Here is a 19514-nt window from a genome sequence, read left to right as displayed (position 1 = left end):
GTCCAATTTTGTCAGCAGCCTGCTGACCCATTGATCAGCACGAAATCCGTTCGCCCTGAGCAGGGACCGAGCCTGCCGAGGGCCCGTCCGTCGAAGGGTTGTGCCCGAAGCGCACAGGGCCTTCGCCAAGCTCAGTCCCACCCTTCGACAAGCTCAGGGCGAACGGGGTTCTTTGCTGCCGTCCGGTCCCTTCATGGGCTTGGGATTCTCAGAACAACGACTGCCCGATCAGCGACGTGAACCGCTCCAGCGCAAAGCTGCCCGCGAGCGAGTTGCCGCTGTGCTCCAGTCCCGGCGACCAGACGCACACGCCCAGCGTGCGCGGAATGTGCGCGACGATGCCGCCGCCGACGCCGCTCTTCGCCGGGATGCCGACGCGGTAGGCGAAGTCTCCAGCCGCGTCGTAGGTGCCGCAGGTCAGCATCAGCGCCGACAGCCGCTTGGCCGAGCTCGCGTCCAGCACCTGCTCGCCGTTGACCGGGCTCACGCCGCCGTTCGCGAGAAAGCCCACCGCCCGCGCCAAATCGACGCAGTTCATGCGGATCGCGCAGTGCCGGCAGTAAGCCTCGATTACCGCGTCGACCGGGTTCTTCAGGTTGCCGAAGCTGTGCATGAAATGCCCCATCGCGCGGTTGCGCGAACCGGTGGCCAGCTCCGAACGCGCGACCGCATCGTCGTACTGCAGCGCCGGGTTGCCCGACAGCCGCCGCACGAACTCCACCAGCGCCATCTCCGGCTGCACGAAGCGGGTGCTCAGCACGTCGGTGACGACCAACGCGCCGGCGTTCAGGAACGGGTTGCGCGGCCTGCCCTGCTCGGTCTCGAGCTGCACCAGCGAGTTGAACGCGGTGCCCGAGGGCTCTCGCCCGACGCGCTCCCACAGCGTGTCGCCGACCAGCTGGAACGCGAGCGTCAGCGAGAACAGCTTCGAGACCGACTGGATCGAAAAGTCCTCGCGCGCATCGCCGACGGTGTACAGCCGCCCGTCGAGCATGCTGACCGCCATGCCGAAGCGGTGCTTCGGCACCTTCGCGAGTTCGGGGATGTAGCGCGCCACCTCGCCCTGCTCGAGCAAGGGCTGCGCTTCGTCGTGGATGCGGTCGAGCACCGCCTGCATGTCGATGGCCATTCGATAATTGGGCCATGACTGCACCTTCTCCGCACACCGACCCCCGGGGATTTCTTCGCGCGCTGTACGACGCCGCCGTCGCGCGGGCGCTGCCGGCGCAGACGCTCGGCGCCTTCCTGCCGCCGCCGCCGCGCGGGCGCACGCTGGTGCTCGGCGCCGGCAAGGCGGGCGGCGCGATGGCGCAGGCACTCGATGCGCTGTGGCCGCAGGACGCGCCGCTGTCGGGGCTGGTCGTCACGCGCTACGACCACGTGCCGCCGGCCTACCGCGCAAAGCCGGGGCGCATCGAGGTCGTCGAGGCCGCGCACCCGGTGCCCGACGCCGCCGGGCGCCAGGCGGCGCAGCGGATCGCGGCGTTGACCCACGGGCTGAGCGCCGACGACCTGGTGCTGTGCCTGGTGTCCGGCGGCGGCTCGGCGCTGCTGGCGCTGCCGGCCGACGGCGTCACGCTGGAAGAGAAGCAGGCGATCAACAAGGCGCTGCTGAAGAGCGGCGCCGCGATCGACGAGATGAACTGCGTGCGCAAGCACCTGTCGGCGATCAAGGGCGGGCGGCTGGCAGCGATGTGCGCGCCGGCGAAGGTGCTGACGCTGCTGATCTCCGACGTGCCGGGCGATTCGCCCGAGGTGATCGCCAGCGGCCCGACCGTGCCCGATGCAACGACCTGCGCCGATGCGCTGGCGGTCCTGGCGCGCTACCGCATCGAGGTGTCGGCGGCGGTGCGCGCCGGGCTGGAGAGCGGCGCGTTCGAGACGCCGAAACCGGGCGATGCGCGCTTCGCCGGGCACGAGGTCCGGATGATCGCGACGCCGCAGCAGTCGCTGGAGGCCGCCGCCGCACTCGCCCGGTCCGCGGGCCTGGAGGCGCACATCCTCGGCGACGAGATCGAAGGCGAGTCGCGCGAGGTCGGCAAGGTGCATGCGGCGCTCGCGCGGCAGGTCGCGCGGCGCGGGCAGCCGTTCGCGAAACCGTGCGTGATCCTGTCGGGCGGCGAGACGACCGTGACGGTCGCGGGCAAGGGTGGCCGCGGCGGACGGGCCACCGAATTCCTGCTGGGTTGCGCGATTGCGCTGCAGGGCCAGCCTGGCGTGCACGTGCTGGCGGCCGACACCGACGGCATCGACGGCGTCGAGGACAACGCCGGCGCGATCGTCGCGCCCGACACGTTGGCGAGGGCGGGTGCGCAGGGCCTGAGTGCCCGGGACTGCCTCGACCGCAACGACGCGTACAACTTCTTCGCGCCGCTCGGCGACCTGGTGGTGCCGGGGCCGACGTTCACGAACGTCAACGACTTCCGGGCGATGCTCGTGATGTGAGTCCCCGGATGGAGCGCGGCGGCATCCGGGAGCCGCCTCACTGCTCCAGCAGGTCCCTCATCTCGTCCGCATGCTCTTCCTCGTCGGCGAGGATTCCTTCGAGCATGCGGCGCGTCGTCGGGTCCTTGTCGCCGATCAGCGCAATCATCTGGCGATACGCCTCCACCGCGACGCGTTCGGCCACGAGGTTCGCGCGGATCATCGCCTTCAGATCGGACGAGTCGTCGTACTGCGCGTGGCTGCGCTCGAGCAGCGTGTTCGGCGCGAAGTCGGGTTCGCCACCGAGCTGCACGATGCGCTCGGCGATCAGGTCGCCATGCGCCGCCTCTTCGTTCGCATGCACCATGAATTCGGCTGCGATGGCCGGCGACGACATGCCGTGCGCGGTGAAGTGGTGGCGCTTGTAGCGCAGCACGCAGACCAGCTCGGTGGCCAGCGCGTCGTTCAGCAGCTTCACGATGTCGTCGCGCCAGGGCCCGTAGCTCGGCGTCACGGCCCCGTCCTCGGCGCGCGTGCGGGCCGCCTCCAGCGCGGTCTCGTCCAGGCGCAGGGACTTGCCGTCGCGCGCGTTCTTGTCGTTGTCGCCTTTCTGAAGCATGGCCATCTCCGTTCGGGGTCAGGGTTGCGGATCCCTTCACTGTAGGAAGCATCCACCCCGGCCGACATCGGAAGGCAGCGGCCCTGCCTGTAGGACACTGCCCCGCCGGCCGCCTGCGTCAGTGCTGCAGCAGCTGCGCCACCACCGCCACCGCGATCACCTCCGGCTCCTTGCCGGCGATGCCCGGCACGCCGATCGGGCAGGTCAGCCGCGCCAATGCGTCGGCCGGCACGCCACGTTCCTCGAAGCGATGCACGAAGCGCGCGCGCTTGGTGCGACTGCCGATCAGGCCCAGGAACGCGAAATCGCCGCGGCGCAGGATCGCTTCGGTGATGCGCAGGTCGAGGTCGTGGCTGTGGGTCAGCACCAGGTAGTGCGCGCCGGCGGGTGCCTGCGCGACCTCGGCTTCCACCGGCTCGACGCAGACGCGCTCGATGTGCGGCGGCAGCGATGGCGTCGGGATTTCGGACTCGCGCTCGTCAATCCACTGCACCCGGCAGTCGATGCCCGACAGCAGCGCGACGATCGCCCGGCCCACGTGACCGGCCCCATACAACTGCAGGAAGAAGCGCGGGGCGGGCGCTGGCCAGGCCGCCAGCACCGCGTCGCCGAGGCGCTGCGTGCGCAGCGTCAGCGCACCGCCGCAGCATTGGCCGAGCGTCGGCCCGAGCGCGAACGGCACGTCATGAGGATGGGGGTCGCCGGCATCGAGCCACTGTCGCGCCTGCGTGATCGCCGTCAGTTCCAGGTGGCCGCCGCCGATGGTGCCGAGCACCGCATCCGGCGTCACCAGCATGTGGGTGCCGGTTTCGCGCGGCACCGAGCCGCGGTGCGACAGCACCTGCACGTCCATTGCCGGCACGCCGGCGTCGAGCAGCGCACACGCCGCGTCGCGCAGCGCGGTCATCGACGACCTCGTGCGTGCGCGGCTTCGACAGGCTCAGCCCGACCCTTCGACAGGCTCAGGGCGAACGGGGTGGGGGTCAGCCCGCCAGCACCGGCAGCGAGGTGTTGACCACCGTGCCCACCAGCTCGTACACCGCCTCGTGCGTCAGCGCGCCGGCCAGCACCAGCTTGGGCCGGCGCAGCAGCGGCTTGACCCGCGCGAGCAGCCCGCGCCAGCCGCGGTGCAGCCCGACGCGCAGCCGGTTGCGCAGCGTGTCGCGCAGGATCAGCAGCGAGGTCTCCTCGCGCACCTCGGTCGCGAACTGGCGCTTGTATTCCGACACGCCGATGCCGAAGTTCAGCGTCTGCGGCCGCTGGTGCGCGATCAGGTCCTCGATCAGCCGGTACAGCAGCACGGTGCCGGGGCTGAACTTCGAAAGCTCGGCGTCGTGGCCGATGTCGGCGTAATGGAACACCCCGCGGCCCTGGTAGCCGAGCACGAAGGCGAGCGCCCGGCCGCCGCTGCGCAACACGTAGCTGCGCAGCAGCCCGCGGCGCGCCAGGTCGGCCAGCCGCACCGCGATGTCGTCGCGCTCGATGCCCAGCGGGCCGATCGCCTGGTGCTGCCAGGTGCGTTTCGCGATGTGCTGTGCCTGCCGCACGAACTCGGCGACCTGCTCCTCGGCATCGACCCGCACCAGCTCCAGCCCCGGCATCTGCTCTTCGAGCACCCGCACCTGGCGGCGCAGGTTGTAGCGCTTCTTGCTGCCGAAGCGCGCCAGGTAGGCGTCGAAGCTGTCGGGCAGCGCGATCGTGTACAGCGGGCGCCTGCCGTGCTCGCTGTACAGCAGCGAGCCGCCGCGCTGGCGCAGTTGCGCCTCCCAGCCGGCCCAGGCGCTGCAACCGGCCGGAATGCCCTTCAGGAACAGCGCGTCCAGGTCGGGGCGCTCGCGCCACAGCCGCTCGACCACGTCGGCCAGCGCCTGCGGCCGGCCGGCCACCAGCGGCGCACCGCCCAGCAGGTGCGCGGCACGCAGCTTCAGCGACGCGAAGGTCCAGCGGCCGAGCGAGAACGCGAGCGGGTAGCGCTGCACGTCCATCGGCACCACGCCCACCTCGGCGCCATCGGCCGCCGGCAGCACGCCCAGCAGCAGGTCGTCGGCCGGGCGCGTCGCCACCAGGTGGTTCCACCACTCCGGCGACTGGTAGATGCGGTAGACATGCCCGCTGTCGCTGAGCAGGCCGTCCCAGCCTTTCATCAGCTGGCGGTCGGTGGCGGCCGCCCGCGAGAACACCACCGGCGAAGCGGGCAGCGTGGCAACGGGGGCGAAGGCTGATGAAGTGACGCTCATGAAGACGGCTGGAGCTCGCGAAGGATCGACCGGACAACGGCGCCCGGTGGGGACGCCTGCGAATCGAACTGAAGGATATCGACGGCGGTGCTTCCGCCGTCTCCCTCGCCCCGGGGGTTCGTGCGTGAATACCGCACGAATCGGAGCCCTCTTGCGCTGTTTCGCCGGCTCCGTTGCGTTCGGTTGCGTTCAGGGCAATCCGCATGCCGCGCGCACCGCACCGATCGCGTCGAGGATCGCTTCCGGCGTCGCCGGCGCGCGCAACGGCGGGTCGACCCGGTGCCCGCCGACCGCCGACACCGCATCGCGGATCGCGAAGAACACCGAGAACGGCAGCAGCAGCGGCGGCTCGCCGACCGCCTTGCTGCGGTGGATGCTGTCCTCGACGTTCTCGCCGTCGTACAGCCGCACGTTGAAGACCGCCGGGCAGTCGTTCGCGGTCGGGACCTTGTAGGTGCTCGGCGCATGCGTCGCGAGCGCGCCGGTCTGCGGGTGCCACACCAGCTCTTCGCTGGTCAGCCAGCCCATGCCCTGGATGAACGCGCCCTCGACCTGGCCGATGTCGACGGCCGGGTTCAGCGAGCGGCCGGCGTCGTGCAGCAGGTCGGCGCGCAGCAGCTTCCATTCGCCGGTCAGCGTGTCCACCACCACCTCGCTGACCGCGGCACCGTACGCGAAGTAGAAGAACGGCCGGCCGGTCAGCGTCGCGGCGTCCCAGTGCAGGCCGGGCGTCGCGTAGAAGCCGTCGGACCACAGCTGCACGCGCGCCAGGTAGGCCTGCATCACCAGCTCGGCGAAGCCGATGCGCCCGGCCGGGCCGGTCACCTCGTCGTTCGCGAAGCGCAGCTCGCCGGCGCGGCAGGCGAGCCGCTGCGCGGCCACGTCGGCCAGCCGCTCGCGGATCTGCCGCGCGGCGTCCTGCGCCGCCTTGCCGTTCAGGTCGCTGCCGGTGGAGGCGGCGGTGGCCGAGGTGTTGACGACCTTGTGCGTGTCGGTCGCGCTGACGCGCACCCGCTCGAAGCCGACACCCAGCTCGTGCGCCACCACCTGGGCCACCTTGGTGTTCAGCCCCTGGCCCATCTCGGTGCCGCCGTGGTTCACCAGGATCGAGCCGTCGGCATACACGTGCACCAGCGCACCGGCCTGGTTCAGGTGCTTCACGTTGAACGAGATGCCGAACTTGACCGGCGTGAACGCGATGCCGCGCTGCAGCACCGGGTTCGTGCGGTTGAAGGCCGCCACCCCATCGCGGCGCGCGCGGTAGTCGCTGTCTGCTTCCAGCTGCGCGCACAGCTCGTGCAGGATGTTGTCGTCGACCGACTGGCCGTAGGGCGTGGTCCGGTGGGTCTCGGTGCCGTAGAAGTTGGCGCGCCGCACATCCAGCGCGTCCTTGCCGAGCGCGCGCGCGACGCTGTCCAGGATGTTCTCGATCGCGATCGCGCCCTGCGGCCCGCCGAAGCCGCGGAACGCGGTGTTGCTCTGCGTGTTCGTCTTGCCGCAGTAGCCGTGCACCGCGACATCGGGCAGCCAGTAGGCGTTGTCGAAGTGGCACAGCGCGCGCGTCATCACCGGGCCCGACAGGTCGGCCGAATGGCCGGCGCGCGACACCATCGTGACCTCGCTGCCGAGCAGGCGGCCGTCGTCGTCGTAGCCGGCCTCGTACTCGTACCAGAAGCAGTGGCGCCGGCCGGTGATCAGGAAATCGTCGTCGCGGTCGACGCGCAGCTTGACCGGCCGGCGCAGCTGCTGCGCCGCCACCGCGGCCACGCAGGCGAACAGCGCCGACTGCGATTCCTTGCCGCCGAAGCCGCCACCCATGCGCCGGCATTCCACCTGCACATGGTGCGCGCTCAGCTGCAGCGCCTGCGCCACCAGGTGCTGCATCTCGCTCGGGTGCTGCGTCGAGCAGTGCAGCAGCAGCCCGCGGTCCTCCTTCGGGATCGCGTAGCTGATCTGCCCTTCGAGGTAGAACTGCTCCTGGCCGCCGACCTCCAGCGTGCCGCGCAGCCGGTGCGGCGCCGCGTCGATCGCGGCCCGCGCGCCGCCCTCGTGCGTGCTGCGCACCAGGTGCATCGGCGGCAGCACGTAGGCGCCCGCCGCATGCGCGGCCTGCGGCGTCAGGATCGGCGGCAGCGGCTCGACCTGCAGCACCGCCTTCGCGCGGGCCGCGGCCCGGCGCGCCGCGTCGCGCGTCAGCGCGATCACCGCGAACACCGGCTGGCCGACGTAGCGCAGCTCGCCATCGGCCAGGATCGGATCGTCGTGCAGGATCGGCCCGCAGTCGTTCGCTCCGGGGATGTCGGCCGCGGTCAGCACCGCGACGACGCCGGGCTGAGCGCGCAATACCGCGAGGTCGATGCCCAGCAGGCGGCCGTGCGCCACCGGCGACAGCCCGAGCGCCGCATGCAGCGTGCCGGCGAGCTCCGGCAGGTCGTCGATGTAGGCCGCTTCGCCGGCGACGTGCAGGTGCGCCGATTCGTGCGGCCGGCTGATGCCGACGCGCGCACCCTCGCGCAGCGCGATCGCTTCGGCCTCGGGCCCGGCTGCCTGCAGGAACGGATCGAGCGGCTTGTTCATGCAGTGAGGCTCCAGGCCCGCGTCGCCTCGCGCGGCAGCGGGTCGACCGCACGCGTCTCCAGCCAGAAGCGCCGCAGCAGGTTCTGCGCGACCTGCAGCCGGTAGGCCGCGCTCGCGCGCATGTCGGTCAGCGGCGTGAAGTCGTTGGCGAGCGCCGCCTGCGCGGCCTGCAGCGCCCGCTCGTCCCAGGCCCGGCCTTGCAGCGCCGCCTCGGCCTGCGCGGCGCGCTTGACGATCGCCGCCATGCCGCCGAACGCCAGCCGCACCTGCGCGACCGTGCCGTCGGCCGCGAGCTGGATCGACAGCCCGGCGCACACCGCCGAGATGTCGCAGTCGTAGCGCTTGCTGATCTTGTAGGCGCGGATCTGCCGCTGCGCCGCCGCGAGCGGCACGACGATCTCCTGCACGAACTCGCCCGGCTGCAGCTGGTTCTTCATGTAGTCGACGTAGAAGGCGGCGAGCGGCACGCGCCGCGCCTTGGCACCGCGGCGCAGCACCAGTTCGGCGTCGAGTGCCAGCAGCACCGGCGCCGAGTCGCCGATCGGCGAGCCGTTGGCCACGTTGCCGCCCATCGTGCCGGCATGCCGGATCGGCGGCGATGCGAAGCGCAGCCACACCTCGGTCAGCGCCGGCATGCGCCGGGCCAGCGCCGACCAGGCATCTTCGAGCGACGCACCGGCGCCGATGTGCAGGTGGCCGTCGCGTTCGTCGATGCGCTTCAGCTCGGCCACGTCGCCGAGGTAGATGATGTCGCCGAGGTCGCGGAACTGCTTGTTGACCCACAGCCCGACGTCGGTCGAACCGGCCAGCAGCGTCGCCTTCGGGTGCTGCTCGCGCAGCGTCGCCAGCGCCTCGAGCGTGCGCGGCGCGAACCAGTCGTCGACGCGCGGGCCGCCATCGCGCTGCCGGTTGAAACCGGCGTAGTGCAGGCCGGCATGGTTGAGGCCGTCCTTGCCGCTGGCCAGCGCCTTCAGCGCGGCAACCGCCGGCGCGGTGTCGAGCGCGACCGGCGGCAGCTCGAACATGCGCTCGCCGGCATCGAGGATCGGCCGGTAGCCGGTGCAGCGGCACAGGTTGCCCGACAGCTCGTCGGCGAGCTGCTGGCGCGTCGGCACCTCGCCGCAGGCGCGGTGCCCCTCGTAGCCGGCCCACAGCGACATCACGAAGCCGGGCGTGCAGAAGCCGCACTGCGAGCCGTGGCACTCGACCATCGCCTGCTGCACCGGGTGCAGCGCACCGCCGGCCTGGTCCTTCAGGTCCTCCACCGTGAACAGCGCCTTGCCGGCCAGCGCCGGCAGGAACTGGAGGCAGGCGTTGACGGTGCGCAGCGCAAGGCCGCCGACGCGCTGCGACGGCGGGGTCTGCTCATCCACGAGTTCGCCCACCACCACCGTGCAGGCCCCGCAGTCGCCCTCGTTGCAGCCCTCCTTGGTGCCGGTGCAGCGCGCATCCTCGCGCAGCCAGTCGAGCACCGAGCGCGTCGGATGGACGCCGCCCACCTCGACGACCTGGCCGCGGTGGAAGAAGCGGATGGCTTGAGTGGTCATGGCACACCGGGAGTTGCAGCACAAGCATAGGACAGACCGAGCCAGGGTAAACCTTGCCCGCGGTCGGGATACGATGGCGTCCGACCCCTGTGGCAATGCAATTCGTGGGCCCAGCCGCAGCCCGAGGACCACCGAATGACACCCCGCCGCATCGCGCTGCGTGCCGACCTGCTCGACTTCACCGCCGCACCCGACTGGGGCGACACCGGGTCGCCGGCGGTGCGCTTCCGCCCGGACCACTGGCTGCTGGTCGAAGACGGCCGCATCGCCGGCGCGCAGTCCGACACGCCGGACGCCGGCTGGGAGCGCCACGACCACCGCGGCCGGCTGCTGATGCCGGGCTTCATCGACACCCATGTGCACAGCCCGCAGCTCGACGTGATCGCGAGCTACGGCACCGCGCTGCTCGACTGGCTCGACACCTACACCTTCCCGGCCGAGCGCCGCTATGCCGACGACGGCGGGGCCGAGCGCGGCGCGGCACGCTTCCTCGACGCGCTGCTGGCGCACGGCACCACCAGCGCGGTGGTGTTCCCCACCGTGCACAAGGTCAGCGCCGACCGGCTGCTGGCCGGTGCGCAGGCGCGCGGCATGCGGCTGATCGCCGGCAAGGTGCTGATGGACCGCCATGCGCCGGACGGGCTGCGCGACGACGTCGAGCAGGCCGAGCGCGACTGCATCGGGCTGATCGAGCGCTGGCACGGCAACGGCCGGCTGGCCTATGCGGTGACGGTGCGTTTCGCGCCGACCAGCACGCCGGCGCAGCTCGCGATGGCCGGCCGGCTGTGCGCCGCGTACCCCGGCGTCTACATGCAGACGCACGTGGCCGAGAACCGCGACGAGGTGCTGTGGGTCGCCGAGCTGTTCCCCGAGGCGCGCAGCTACCTCGACGTCTACGCCCGCGCCGGGCTGCTGAACGCGCGCAGCGTGCTGGCGCACGGCATCTGGCTGGACGACGCCGACCGCGCGGCGATCCACGCGGCCGGCGCGCAGATCGCGCACAGCCCGTCGTCGAACCTGTTCCTCGGCAGCGGGCTGTTCGGCTGGCGCGCGGCCGAGGCCGCCGGCTGCGCGGTGAGCCTGGCGACCGATGTCGGCGGCGGCACCAGCCTGTGCCTGCTGCGCGCCGCGAGCGACGCCTACCGGGTGCAGGCGATGGCCGGCGAGCGGCTGACGGCCTGGAAGGCGCTGCATGCGGCGACGCGGGGCGCGGCCCATGCGCTCGGGCTGGCCGACGAGATCGGCTCGCTGGAGGTGGGGCGGGTGGCCGACCTGTGCGTCTGGGACTGGGCCGTGGGACCGGTCGCCGAGCGCCGGATGGAGGTGGCGCGGGGCTTGCATGAGCGGGTGTTTGCGTGGATGACGCTCGGCGACGAGCGCAACCTGGTGTCGACCTGGGTAGACGGAGTTCAGCGGTATGACCGAAGTGCGTGAGGAAGACCCGATGCTGCGCCTGGAGTTGACCGACATCAGCAAGCAATACCCCGCCGTCAAGGCCAACGACCGGGTCAACCTGCGCGTCAAGCCCGGCGAGATCCATGCCGTGCTCGGCGAGAACGGGGCCGGCAAGTCGACGATGATGAAGATGATCTACGGCGCGGTGCGGCCCGATGCCGGCGTGATCCGCTGGAACGGCCAGCCGGTCGAGATCCGCAACCCGCAGGAGGCGCGCGCGCTGGGCATCAGCATGGTGTTCCAGCACTTCAGCCTGTTCGACACCCTCACCGCCGCCGAGAACGTCTGGCTGGGCCTGGACAAGTCGCTGTCGCTCGCCGCGGTGACGCAGCGCATCGCCGAGGTCGCCCGCGTCTACGGCCTCGACGTCGACCCGCTGCGCCCGGTGCACACGCTGTCGGTCGGCGAGCGCCAGCGCGTCGAGATCGTGCGCGCGCTGATGACGAACCCGAGGCTGCTGATCCTCGACGAGCCGACCTCGGTGCTGACGCCGCAGGCGGTCGAGACGCTCTTCATCACGCTGCGCCAGCTCGCCGCCGAGGGCTGCAGCATCCTCTACATCAGCCACAAGCTCGACGAGATCCGCGCGCTGTGCCACCACTGCACCGTGCTGCGCGGCGGTCGCGTCACCGGCGAGGTCGACCCAACGCAGCAGACCAACGCCAGCCTGTCGCGACTGATGATCGGCGCCGAGCCGCCGCAGCTGCAGCACGTGCAGGCGCGGCTCGGCGACGTCGCGCTGTCGGTGCGCGAGCTGGCGCTGCCCCGGCGCGACCAGTTCGGCGTCGACCTGCACGGCATCAGCTTCGACGTGCGCTGCGGCGAGATCGTCGGCATCGCCGGCGTCTCCGGCAACGGCCAGCAGGAGCTGATGACCGCGCTGTCCGGCGAAGACCCGCGCGCCGCGCCCGACAGCATCGTGCTGTTCGACCGGCCGGTGGGCCGCCAGTCGCCGCGCCGCCGCCGCGCGCAGGGCCTGAACTTCGTGCCCGAGGAACGCCTCGGCCGCGGCGCGGTGCCATCGCTGTCGCTCGCGCAGAACACGCTGCTGACGCGCACTGCCGCGGTGACGGCGCAAGGCTGGATCCGCACCGGCGAGGTCGCGGCGCTCGCGAACCGGCTGATCCAGCGCTTCAACGTGAAGGCCGGCGGCCCCGACGCGCCGGCCAAGAGCCTGTCCGGCGGGAACCTGCAGAAGTTCATCGTCGGCCGCGAGATCGATGCCGCGCCGCGGCTGCTGATCGTCTCGCAGCCGACCTGGGGCGTCGACGTCGGCGCGGCCGCGCAGATCCGCGGCGAGCTGCTGAAGCTGCGCGACGACGGCGGCGCGGTGCTGGTGGTCAGCGAAGAGCTCGACGAGCTGTTCGAGATCTGCGACCGGCTGGTCGTCATCGCGCAGGGCCGGGTGTCGCCGTCGATCGCGACCGCGCAGGCCACCGCCCCGCAGATCGGCGAATGGATGAGCGGGCTGTGGAGCCCGCGCGGCGCCGCGTTCCACCCGGAGGCGACGCATGCTGAAACTTGAGCCGCGCCCGGCGCCGAGCCGCGTGATGTCGGTCGCCTCGCCGCTGCTGGCGCTGGCGATCACGGTGCTGATCGGCGTCGTGCTGTTCCTGCTGCTCGGCAAGGACCCGCTGCGCGGACTGCAGGTGTTCTTCGTCGAGCCGCTGAAGAGCGCGCAGGCGCTGTCGGAGCTGGCGGTGAAGGCGGTGCCGCTGCTGCTGATCGCGCTCGGCCTCGCGGTGTGCTTTCGCTCCAACGTGTGGAACATCGGCGCCGAGGGGCAGTTCGTGCTCGGCGCGATCGCCGCCGGCGGCGTCGCGATGCTGGCCGAGCCGGGCACGGGGCGCTGGATCGTCGTGCCCATCCTGCTGGCCGGCGTACTCGGTGGCATGGCCTGGGCCGCGATCGTCGCGCTGCTGCGCGACCGCTTCAACGCCAACGAGATCCTGGTCAGCCTGATGCTGGTCTACGTGGCCGACCAGGTGCTCGGCTACCTGGTCTACGGGCCGTGGAAGGACCCCGACGGCTACAACTTCCCGCAGACCATCACCTTCCTCGCGGCGACCAAGATCCCGCGCCTGTTCGACGGCCTGCGCGTCAACATCGGCCTGCCGATCGCGCTGCTGGCGGTGGCCGGGTTCTGGGCCTTCCTGTTCCGCACTTATGCCGGCTTCCAGCTGCAGGTCGGCGGGCTCGCGCCGGCGGCGGCGCGCTATGCGGGCTTCTCGTCGCGGCGCGCGCTGTGGACGGCGCTGCTGCTGTCGGGCGGCATGGCCGGCCTGGCCGGCGGCCTGGAAGCCGCCGGCCCGCTCGGCCAGCTGACGCCGCACGTGCCGGCGGGCTACGGCTTCGCGGCCATCATCGTCGCCTTCGTCGGCCGGCTGCACCCGGTCGGCATCGTGTTCTCGGCGATCCTGATGAGCATGTTCTACATCGGCGGCGAGCTGGCGCAGTCGCGCCTCGGGCTGCCCAAATCGCTGACCGGCGTGTTCCAGGGGCTGCTGCTGTTCACGCTGCTCGCCTGCGACACGCTGATCCACTACCGCCTGCGCTGGAAGCCGGCGCACGTGCCGGCCGAAGCGCCGCCCACCGGCACCGGCACCGGCACCGACACCGGCACCACGCAGCCGGCCCCGGCCGAAGGACAAGCCTGATGGACGCCATCGCCCTGCTGATCGCCGCGACGCTGAACTCCGGCACCGTGCTGGCGCTGGCCGCACTCGGGCTGCTGATCAACGAGCGCGCCGGCATCGTCAACCTCGGGGCCGAAGGGATGATGCTGATCGCCGCGATCGCCGGCTTCGCGACCGCGGTGCACACCGGCAACGACTGGCTGGCATTCGCCGCCGGGGCCGGGGCCGGCGCGCTGCTGGCCGCGACCTTCGGCGTGCTGGTGATCTGGCTCAACACCAACCAGTACGCGACCGGCCTTGCGCTCAGCCTGTTCGGCAGCGGCTTCTCGGCCTTCGTCGGCATCAACTACGTGCAGGCCAAGCTGAGCGAGCGGCCGCACTTCCAGGTGCCGTGGCTGGCCGACATCCCGCTCGTCGGCCCGGCGCTGTTCCGCCAGCACCCGATGGTGTATGCGGCGATCGCGCTGACGGCCGGGCTCGCGTGGTTCCTGTACCGCTCGCGCGCCGGACTGGTGCTGCGCGCGGTCGGCGAATCGCCCGAATCGGCGCATGCGCTCGGCTACCCGGTGCGCCGCATCCGGCTGGCCGCGGTGCTGGCCGGCGGCGCGCTGTGCGGGCTGTCGGGCGCGTACATCTCGGTGATCTACACGCCGCTGTGGGTCGAAGGGATGATCGCCGGCAAGGGCTGGATCGCGCTGGCCCTCACCACCTTCGCGACCTGGCGACCGGCACGCGTCTTGCTCGGCGCCTACCTGTTCGGCGGCGTCACGATGCTGCAGTTCTTCCTGCAAGGCGAAGGGGTGGAGGTGTCGGCGCAATTGCTGACGATGCTGCCCTACCTGTCGACCATCGTCGTGCTGGTGCTGATCTCGCGCAATGCGGGCTGGATCCGCGTCAACATGCCGGCGTCGCTCGGCAAGCCCTTCTTCCCCGGCAGCTAGCTGATAAATTCCTGCGTTCCTCACCTGGAGTACCCATGACCTCATTTTCCAAACGTGCCCTGCTGAAGCTCGCAGGGTGGAGCACGCTGGCGGCCGGCACCGCGCTGGTGGTGGGCTGCGGCAAGAAGGAAGAGGCGCCCGCGCCGGCACCGGCCCCGGTGGCCGCCGCGTCGGCCCCCGCGCCGAAGGCCGAGCCGCTGAAGATCGCGTTCGCCTACGTCGGCCCGGTCGGCGATGGCGGCTGGACCTTCGCGCACGACAACGCGCGCAAGGCGCTCGAGAAGGAATTCGGCGACAAGATCGCCACCAGCTTCGTCGAGAAGGTGCCCGAGGCGGCCGATGCCGAGCGCGTGTTCCGCGACATGGCCGGCCAGGGCAACAAGCTGATCTTCGGCACCACCTTCGGCTACATGGAGCCGATGCTGAAAGTGGCGGCCGACCTGAAGGACGTCAAGTTCGAGCATGCCACCGGCTTCAAGCAGGCCGAGAACATGCGCACCTACGACAGCCGCACCTATGAAGGCGCGTACATGGCCGGCGTGATCGCCGGCGGCATGACCAAGACCAACACGCTGGGCGTGGTCGGCTCGATCCCGATTCCGGAAGTCATCCGCAACATCAACAGCTTCACGCTCGGCGCGCAGTCGGTGAACCCGAAGATCAAGACCAAGGTGGTCTGGGTCAACGAATGGTTCAACCCGCCGAAGGAGACCGAGGCCGCGCAATCGCTGATTGACGGCGGCGCTGACGTGCTGATGCAGAACACCGATTCGAGCGCGGTGCTGCAGACGGCCGAGAAGGCCGGCAAGTATGCGTTCGGCTGGGACAGCGACATGACGGCCTACGGCCCGAAGGCCCACCTGGCCTCGAGCATCATCAACTGGGCGCCGTACTACATCAAGGCGACGCAGGATGCGCTGGACGGCAAGTGGACCGGCAACAGCGCGTCGTGGTGGGGCGTCAAGGAAGGCGCGATCGACCTGGTGTCGGTCTCCGACAAGGTGCCGGCCGAGCTGAAGGCCAAGGTCGAGAAGGTCAAGGCCGGCCTGAAGGACGGCAGCTTCACGATCTGGAAGGGCCCGATCGTCGGCAGCGACGGCAAGGACGTGCTGAAGAAGGACGAGGTCGCCGATGACAAGTTCATGAGCGGCATCAAGTTCTTCGTCAAGGGCGTCGAAGGCAAGGTCCCCGGCGGCAAGTGACACACCCCCCCGAGGCGCTTCGCGCCTCCCCCTCAAGGGGGCGCCGCCAGTGGCCCGGCGGAGCCGGTTCCACGGCGGCCGCTTGATGGATCGCGCGCTGGCGCGGCGATATGCATGCTGAGAATGGCTTGGTAGAGGCGACGCTCTGGCATCCGGTGGCCGACAGCATCGCGCTGACCGACGGCCCGCTGGCCGCGTGCCTGCTTGGACGCGACTTGGTGCTGTGGCGGGACGAGAGCGGCCACGCCCGCGCGTTCACCGACCGCTGCCCGCACCGCGGCACGCGGTTGTCACTGGGCCGCGTCGTGCAGCACGACGGGCGGGCCGCGCTCGAATGCCCGTACCACGGTTGGCGCTTCGCGACGGATGGCGCGTGCGTGCTGATCGCATCGCAGCCGTCGTTCTCACCGCCCTCTTCCCACGCCGCCTGCGCGCATGACACGCAGGAGGCGCACGGCCTGGTCTGGGTGCGGCTGCAGCCCGGCACCACGGCCCTGCCCGCCTTCGAGGCCGAGACCGACCCGCGGCTGCGCAAGCTGCTGTGCGGCCCGTACGACGTGGCGACCAGCGCCGGCCGCATCGTCGAGAACTTCCTGGACCTGTCGCACTTCGGCTTCGTGCACGACGGCTGGCTCGGTGAGCGCGCGCAGCCGCAGACCACCGACTACACCGTCCAGCCGACGCCGACCGGCTTCGTCGCGACCGGCTGCAAGGCCTGGCAGCCGCAGAGCAACCGGCTGTCGACCGAAGGCAGCTGGGTCGACTACCGCTACGAACTGACGGCACCGTTCAGCGCGGTGCTGACGAAGCTGCCGCAAGCGCAAGACGGCTACCGCGATGTGATCGGCCTGTTCGTCTGCCCGCTCGACGAGGAGCACAGCCGCGTCTGGTTCCGCCTCGCGGTGACCGACCACGATTCCAGCGACGACGCGTTGCGCGCGTTCCAGCACACCATCTTCACGCAGGACCAGCCGGTGCTCGAGTCGCAGCAGCCCCGGCGGCTGCCGCTCGCGGGCGGCGAGGTCCATTGCGCGGCCGACCGCAGCTCGGCCGCCTTCCGCCGCTTCCTGAACGAACGCGGCATCCGTTTTGGAGCCCTGACATGAACCTCGACGCCATCCCCCGCGACCGCCTGCCCGCGCTGCTGTGTGCGATGCCGAAGGCCGAGCTGCACATCCACATCGAAGGCTCGCTGGAGCCGGAGCTGATCTTCGCGCTGGCGCAGCGCAACGGCGTGTCGATCCCGTATGCCAGCGTCGAGGCGCTGCGCGAGGCCTATGCGTTCACCGACCTGCAGAGCTTCCTCGACATCTACTACGCCGGCGCCAGCGTGCTGCTGAAGGAAGAAGACTTCTTCGACATGGCGATGGCCTACTTCCGCCGCGCGGCGGCGGACAAGGTCGTGCATGCCGAGCTGTTCTTCGATCCGCAGACGCACACCGAGCGTGGCGTGAGCTTCGAGACGGTGATCGACGGGCTGACGCGGGCCGGCGAGACGGCGCAGCGCGAGCTGGGTGTCAGCAGCGCGCTGATCCTGTGCTTCCTGCGGCACCTGAGCGAAGAGGCGGCGTTCGCGACCTTGGAAGAAGCCTTGCCGTTTCGCGAGCGCTTCATCGGCGTCGGCCTCGACAGCAGCGAGCGCGGCCACCCGCCCGAGAAGTTCGCGCGGGTGTTCGCGAAGTGCCGCGAGCTCGGGCTGCGGCTCGTCGCGCATGCCGGCGAGGAAGGCCCGCCCGCCTACATCTGGAGCGCGCTCGACGTGCTGAAGGTCGAGCGCATCGACCACGGTGTGCGCTGCGTCGAAGACCCGGCGCTGGTGAAGCGGCTGGCCGCCGAGCGCGTGCCGCTGACGGTGTGCCCGCTGTCGAACGTGAAGCTGTGCGTCTACCCCGACATGGCGGCGCACCAGCTGGGCGCGCTGCTCGATGCGGGGTTGTGCGCGACGGTCAATTCGGACGATCCGGCGTACTTCGGCGGGTACATGAACGCGAACTTCCTCGCGACCTTCGACGCGCTGCCGGCGCTGGGGGCGCGGCAGGCGTACCAGCTGGCGAAGAACAGCTTCGAGGCGAGCTTCGTGGATGAGTCTGCGAAAGCGGCCTGGGTCCGCCAGCTGGACGAGGCGTTCTCTTGAGGGCAGTCACGGACAGACCCGTTCGCCCTGAGCCTGTCGAAGGGTCGTGCTGAGCCTGTCGAAGCGCTGTTCGCAGGCTTCGACGAGCTCAGCCCGAACGGTGAGGTGTGGACAGGCGATTCACTCTCGCCACATCCGCCCCGCCCAATCCGAGAACGTCTTCAGCCGCTGCGCCTCCGCGCCATGGTTGCGCGCCGACATCACGCTCCAGGTGATGTACTGCTCGCCGGTCCAGTCGACCCAGCCGCCGACCAGGTGCGGCTGCCCCTTGCCGTTCAACGGCAGCGGCGTGCGCTTCGGATCGAGGCAGAAGCGGAANGATTGGCATCCGGGCTACGTCAGGCGGATACCACCGTCGCGCTGACCCGGAACACCGCCACATCCGCCCCGCCCAATCCGAGAACGTCTTCAGCCGCTGCGCCTCCGCGCCATGGTTGCGCGCCGACATCACGCTCCAGGTGATGTACTGCTCGCCGGTCCAGTCGACCCAGCCGCCGACCAGGTGCGGCTGCCCCTTGCCGTTCAACGGCAGCGGCGTGCGCTTCGGATCSAGGCAGAAGCGGAAGCCCGACTTGAYCTCCGGCTCRCTGCCGAACAGCGCATTCGGATCGCAACGCCGCCACTGCTCGTAGGTGGTGTTCGCATACAGCGCGTTGTACAGCGAGATCGAGCTGTTGATGAACATCAGGTGCAGCCCCGGCGTCACCGCGTCGAGCTGGCGGAAGCGTGACTTCTCCCARTCGTCCGGCCCGCGGTCGACCACCTCGCCGACRCCCAGCTTGTGGATCGCCAGCGACGCGCGGCTCTGGTGCCCCTTGTTGCGGAACAGGTCGCTCGGCGCSGCCGGGTCCGGCTGGTTGAACGGCAGGTCGGTGTTGGCCAGTTGCGCGAGCTTGGTKCGCACCTGGAAGTAGCGCGCCAGGTGCGAGGCCGACACCGCCGCCGGCGCCTTCGCGGTCATCAGGTCGTCGACCACCGCGGTCGTGAAGCCCATGTGGTACGGCCAGTCCATCGGCCCTTCGGACGCACCCGGCCAGCCCGGGTTCACCGTCATCTGCAGCTGGTACCACTGGTTSGTGCGGTAGAACGACACCAGCCGCGGCTCCCACGAGAAGTAGTTCTCGCGGCCGTTGGCCGGCGCAAACAGCATGTGCGGCGCCATGTAGAACACGCTCGGCCAGCTGAAGGGCCAGCCGCGCTTCTCNGTGCGGTAGAACGACACCAGCCGCGGCTCCCACGAGAAGTAGTTCTCGCGGCCGTTGGCCGGCGCAAACAGCATGTGCGGCGCCATGTAGAACACGCTCGGCCAGCTGAAGGGCCAGCCGCGCTTCTCRCCGATGCCGACCCACTGCCCGTTGGCGCCGCGCGAGCCGTGCAGCCAGTCCTGCCGGCCTTCGAGRCCATGGGTGTGGGCCAGYTCCCACTGCTTGACACCCATCCAGCGGATCACGCCGAACAGCGCGCGTTCGATGAAGGCTTCCTTCGTGAACGCCGCCGGCAGGTTGGCCGCGCTCGCGGTCTGTGCCGACATCAGCGCCTGCAGCTTCTTGCCGCCGACTTCACCGCCATACGGGTTCGACGGGTCGCCCGAAACGCGCGAGCCGCGGCCGCCGCCGGCGAACGCGATGGTCTTGCCGCCGACGTCGTTGAGCCAGGCCTGCGCACGCTCGCGCAGCTCGGGCGTCAGGTGGCTCCAGTCGCCGTAGACGCCGTTCGGGTTCTGGTTGGCCTTCAGGAAGTCG

Annotated in this window: 14 protein-coding genes; 8 read left to right on the top strand and 6 right to left on the bottom strand. The window is 70.7% G+C overall.

Annotation, left to right across the window (positions count from 1 at the left end; genetic code table 11):
* Window positions 1-208: 208 nt before the first annotated feature.
* Window positions 209-1123, bottom strand: a complete 915-nt coding sequence (locus ASC98_RS05535; protein WP_056812975.1) for a glutaminase — start codon at window positions 1121-1123, stop codon at window positions 209-211.
* Window positions 1124-1143: 20 nt separating this feature from the next.
* Here ASC98_RS05535 and ASC98_RS05530 point away from each other — a divergent pair, with 20 nt between their 5' ends.
* Window positions 1144-2445, top strand: coding sequence for a glycerate kinase (locus ASC98_RS05530; protein ID WP_056812934.1), 1302 nt, complete (start codon window positions 1144-1146; stop codon window positions 2443-2445).
* A 37-nt stretch (window positions 2446-2482) separates the two neighbouring features.
* Here the strand turns inward: ASC98_RS05530 and ASC98_RS05525 are convergent, their stop codons facing one another.
* The 5 genes from ASC98_RS05525 to xdhA all read right to left on the bottom strand — a co-directional run bounded on the left by ASC98_RS05525 (window position 2483) and on the right by xdhA (window position 9404).
* On the bottom strand, window positions 2483-3043 hold the full coding sequence (locus ASC98_RS05525; RefSeq protein WP_056812979.1) for a bacterioferritin: 561 nt from the start codon (window positions 3041-3043) through the stop codon (window positions 2483-2485).
* Between the two features lie 118 nt (window positions 3044-3161).
* Window positions 3162-3950, bottom strand: a complete 789-nt coding sequence (gene xdhC / locus ASC98_RS05520; RefSeq protein WP_056812937.1) for a xanthine dehydrogenase accessory protein XdhC — start codon at window positions 3948-3950, stop codon at window positions 3162-3164.
* 76 nt (window positions 3951-4026) lie between these two features.
* Window positions 4027-5280, bottom strand: coding sequence for a GNAT family N-acetyltransferase (locus ASC98_RS05515; RefSeq protein ID WP_157597766.1), 1254 nt, complete (start codon window positions 5278-5280; stop codon window positions 4027-4029).
* 189 nt (window positions 5281-5469) lie between these two features.
* A complete protein-coding gene (xdhB, locus tag ASC98_RS05510; RefSeq protein ID WP_056812943.1) occupies window positions 5470-7857 on the bottom strand; it encodes a xanthine dehydrogenase molybdopterin binding subunit in 2388 nt (795 codons plus the stop codon).
* Window positions 7854-9404: a xanthine dehydrogenase small subunit gene (gene xdhA, locus ASC98_RS05505; RefSeq protein WP_056812946.1), complete on the bottom strand. Its 1551-nt coding sequence runs from the start codon at window positions 9402-9404 to the stop codon at window positions 7854-7856. Before xdhA ends, xdhB begins: the two co-directional genes overlap by 4 nt.
* A 135-nt stretch (window positions 9405-9539) precedes the next feature.
* On the opposite strand from xdhA, the gene guaD reads away from it, so the two are divergent.
* The 7 genes from guaD to ASC98_RS05470 all read left to right on the top strand — a co-directional run bounded on the left by guaD (window position 9540) and on the right by ASC98_RS05470 (window position 17772).
* Window positions 9540-10838, top strand: coding sequence for a guanine deaminase (gene guaD / locus ASC98_RS05500; RefSeq protein ID WP_056812948.1), 1299 nt, complete (start codon window positions 9540-9542; stop codon window positions 10836-10838).
* Window positions 10839-10848: 10 nt separating this feature from the next.
* Window positions 10849-12384, top strand: a complete 1536-nt coding sequence (locus ASC98_RS05495) for an ABC transporter ATP-binding protein (RefSeq protein ID WP_056812982.1) — start codon at window positions 10849-10851, stop codon at window positions 12382-12384.
* Window positions 12371-13516 carry an ABC transporter permease gene (locus ASC98_RS05490; protein WP_082541705.1) on the top strand — a complete coding sequence of 382 codons (1146 nt, stop codon included), beginning with the start codon at window positions 12371-12373 and terminating at the stop codon, window positions 13514-13516. The genes ASC98_RS05495 and ASC98_RS05490 overlap by 14 nt, the downstream gene beginning before the upstream one ends.
* Window positions 13516-14436, top strand: coding sequence for an ABC transporter permease (locus tag ASC98_RS05485; protein ID WP_056812951.1), 921 nt, complete (start codon window positions 13516-13518; stop codon window positions 14434-14436). Before ASC98_RS05490 ends, ASC98_RS05485 begins: the two co-directional genes overlap by 1 nt.
* 35 nt (window positions 14437-14471) lie before the next feature.
* Window positions 14472-15638, top strand: a complete 1167-nt coding sequence (locus tag ASC98_RS05480) for a BMP family ABC transporter substrate-binding protein (RefSeq protein WP_056812953.1) — start codon at window positions 14472-14474, stop codon at window positions 15636-15638.
* 128 nt (window positions 15639-15766) lie between these two features.
* Window positions 15767-16744 carry an aromatic ring-hydroxylating dioxygenase subunit alpha gene (locus ASC98_RS05475; protein ID WP_056812985.1) on the top strand — a complete coding sequence of 326 codons (978 nt, stop codon included), beginning with the start codon at window positions 15767-15769 and terminating at the stop codon, window positions 16742-16744.
* On the top strand, window positions 16741-17772 hold the full coding sequence (locus ASC98_RS05470; RefSeq protein WP_056812955.1) for an adenosine deaminase: 1032 nt from the start codon (window positions 16741-16743) through the stop codon (window positions 17770-17772). The genes ASC98_RS05475 and ASC98_RS05470 overlap by 4 nt, the downstream gene beginning before the upstream one ends.
* Window positions 17773-19514 lie beyond the last annotated feature (1742 nt).

This window comes from Rhizobacter sp. Root1238 (assembly GCF_001425825.1).
In the GTDB taxonomy this organism is placed as follows: domain Bacteria; phylum Pseudomonadota; class Gammaproteobacteria; order Burkholderiales; family Burkholderiaceae_C; genus Rhizobacter.
Note: the sequence above shows the minus strand (reverse complement) of the source record. Positions and strands in the feature narration are given on the sequence as shown.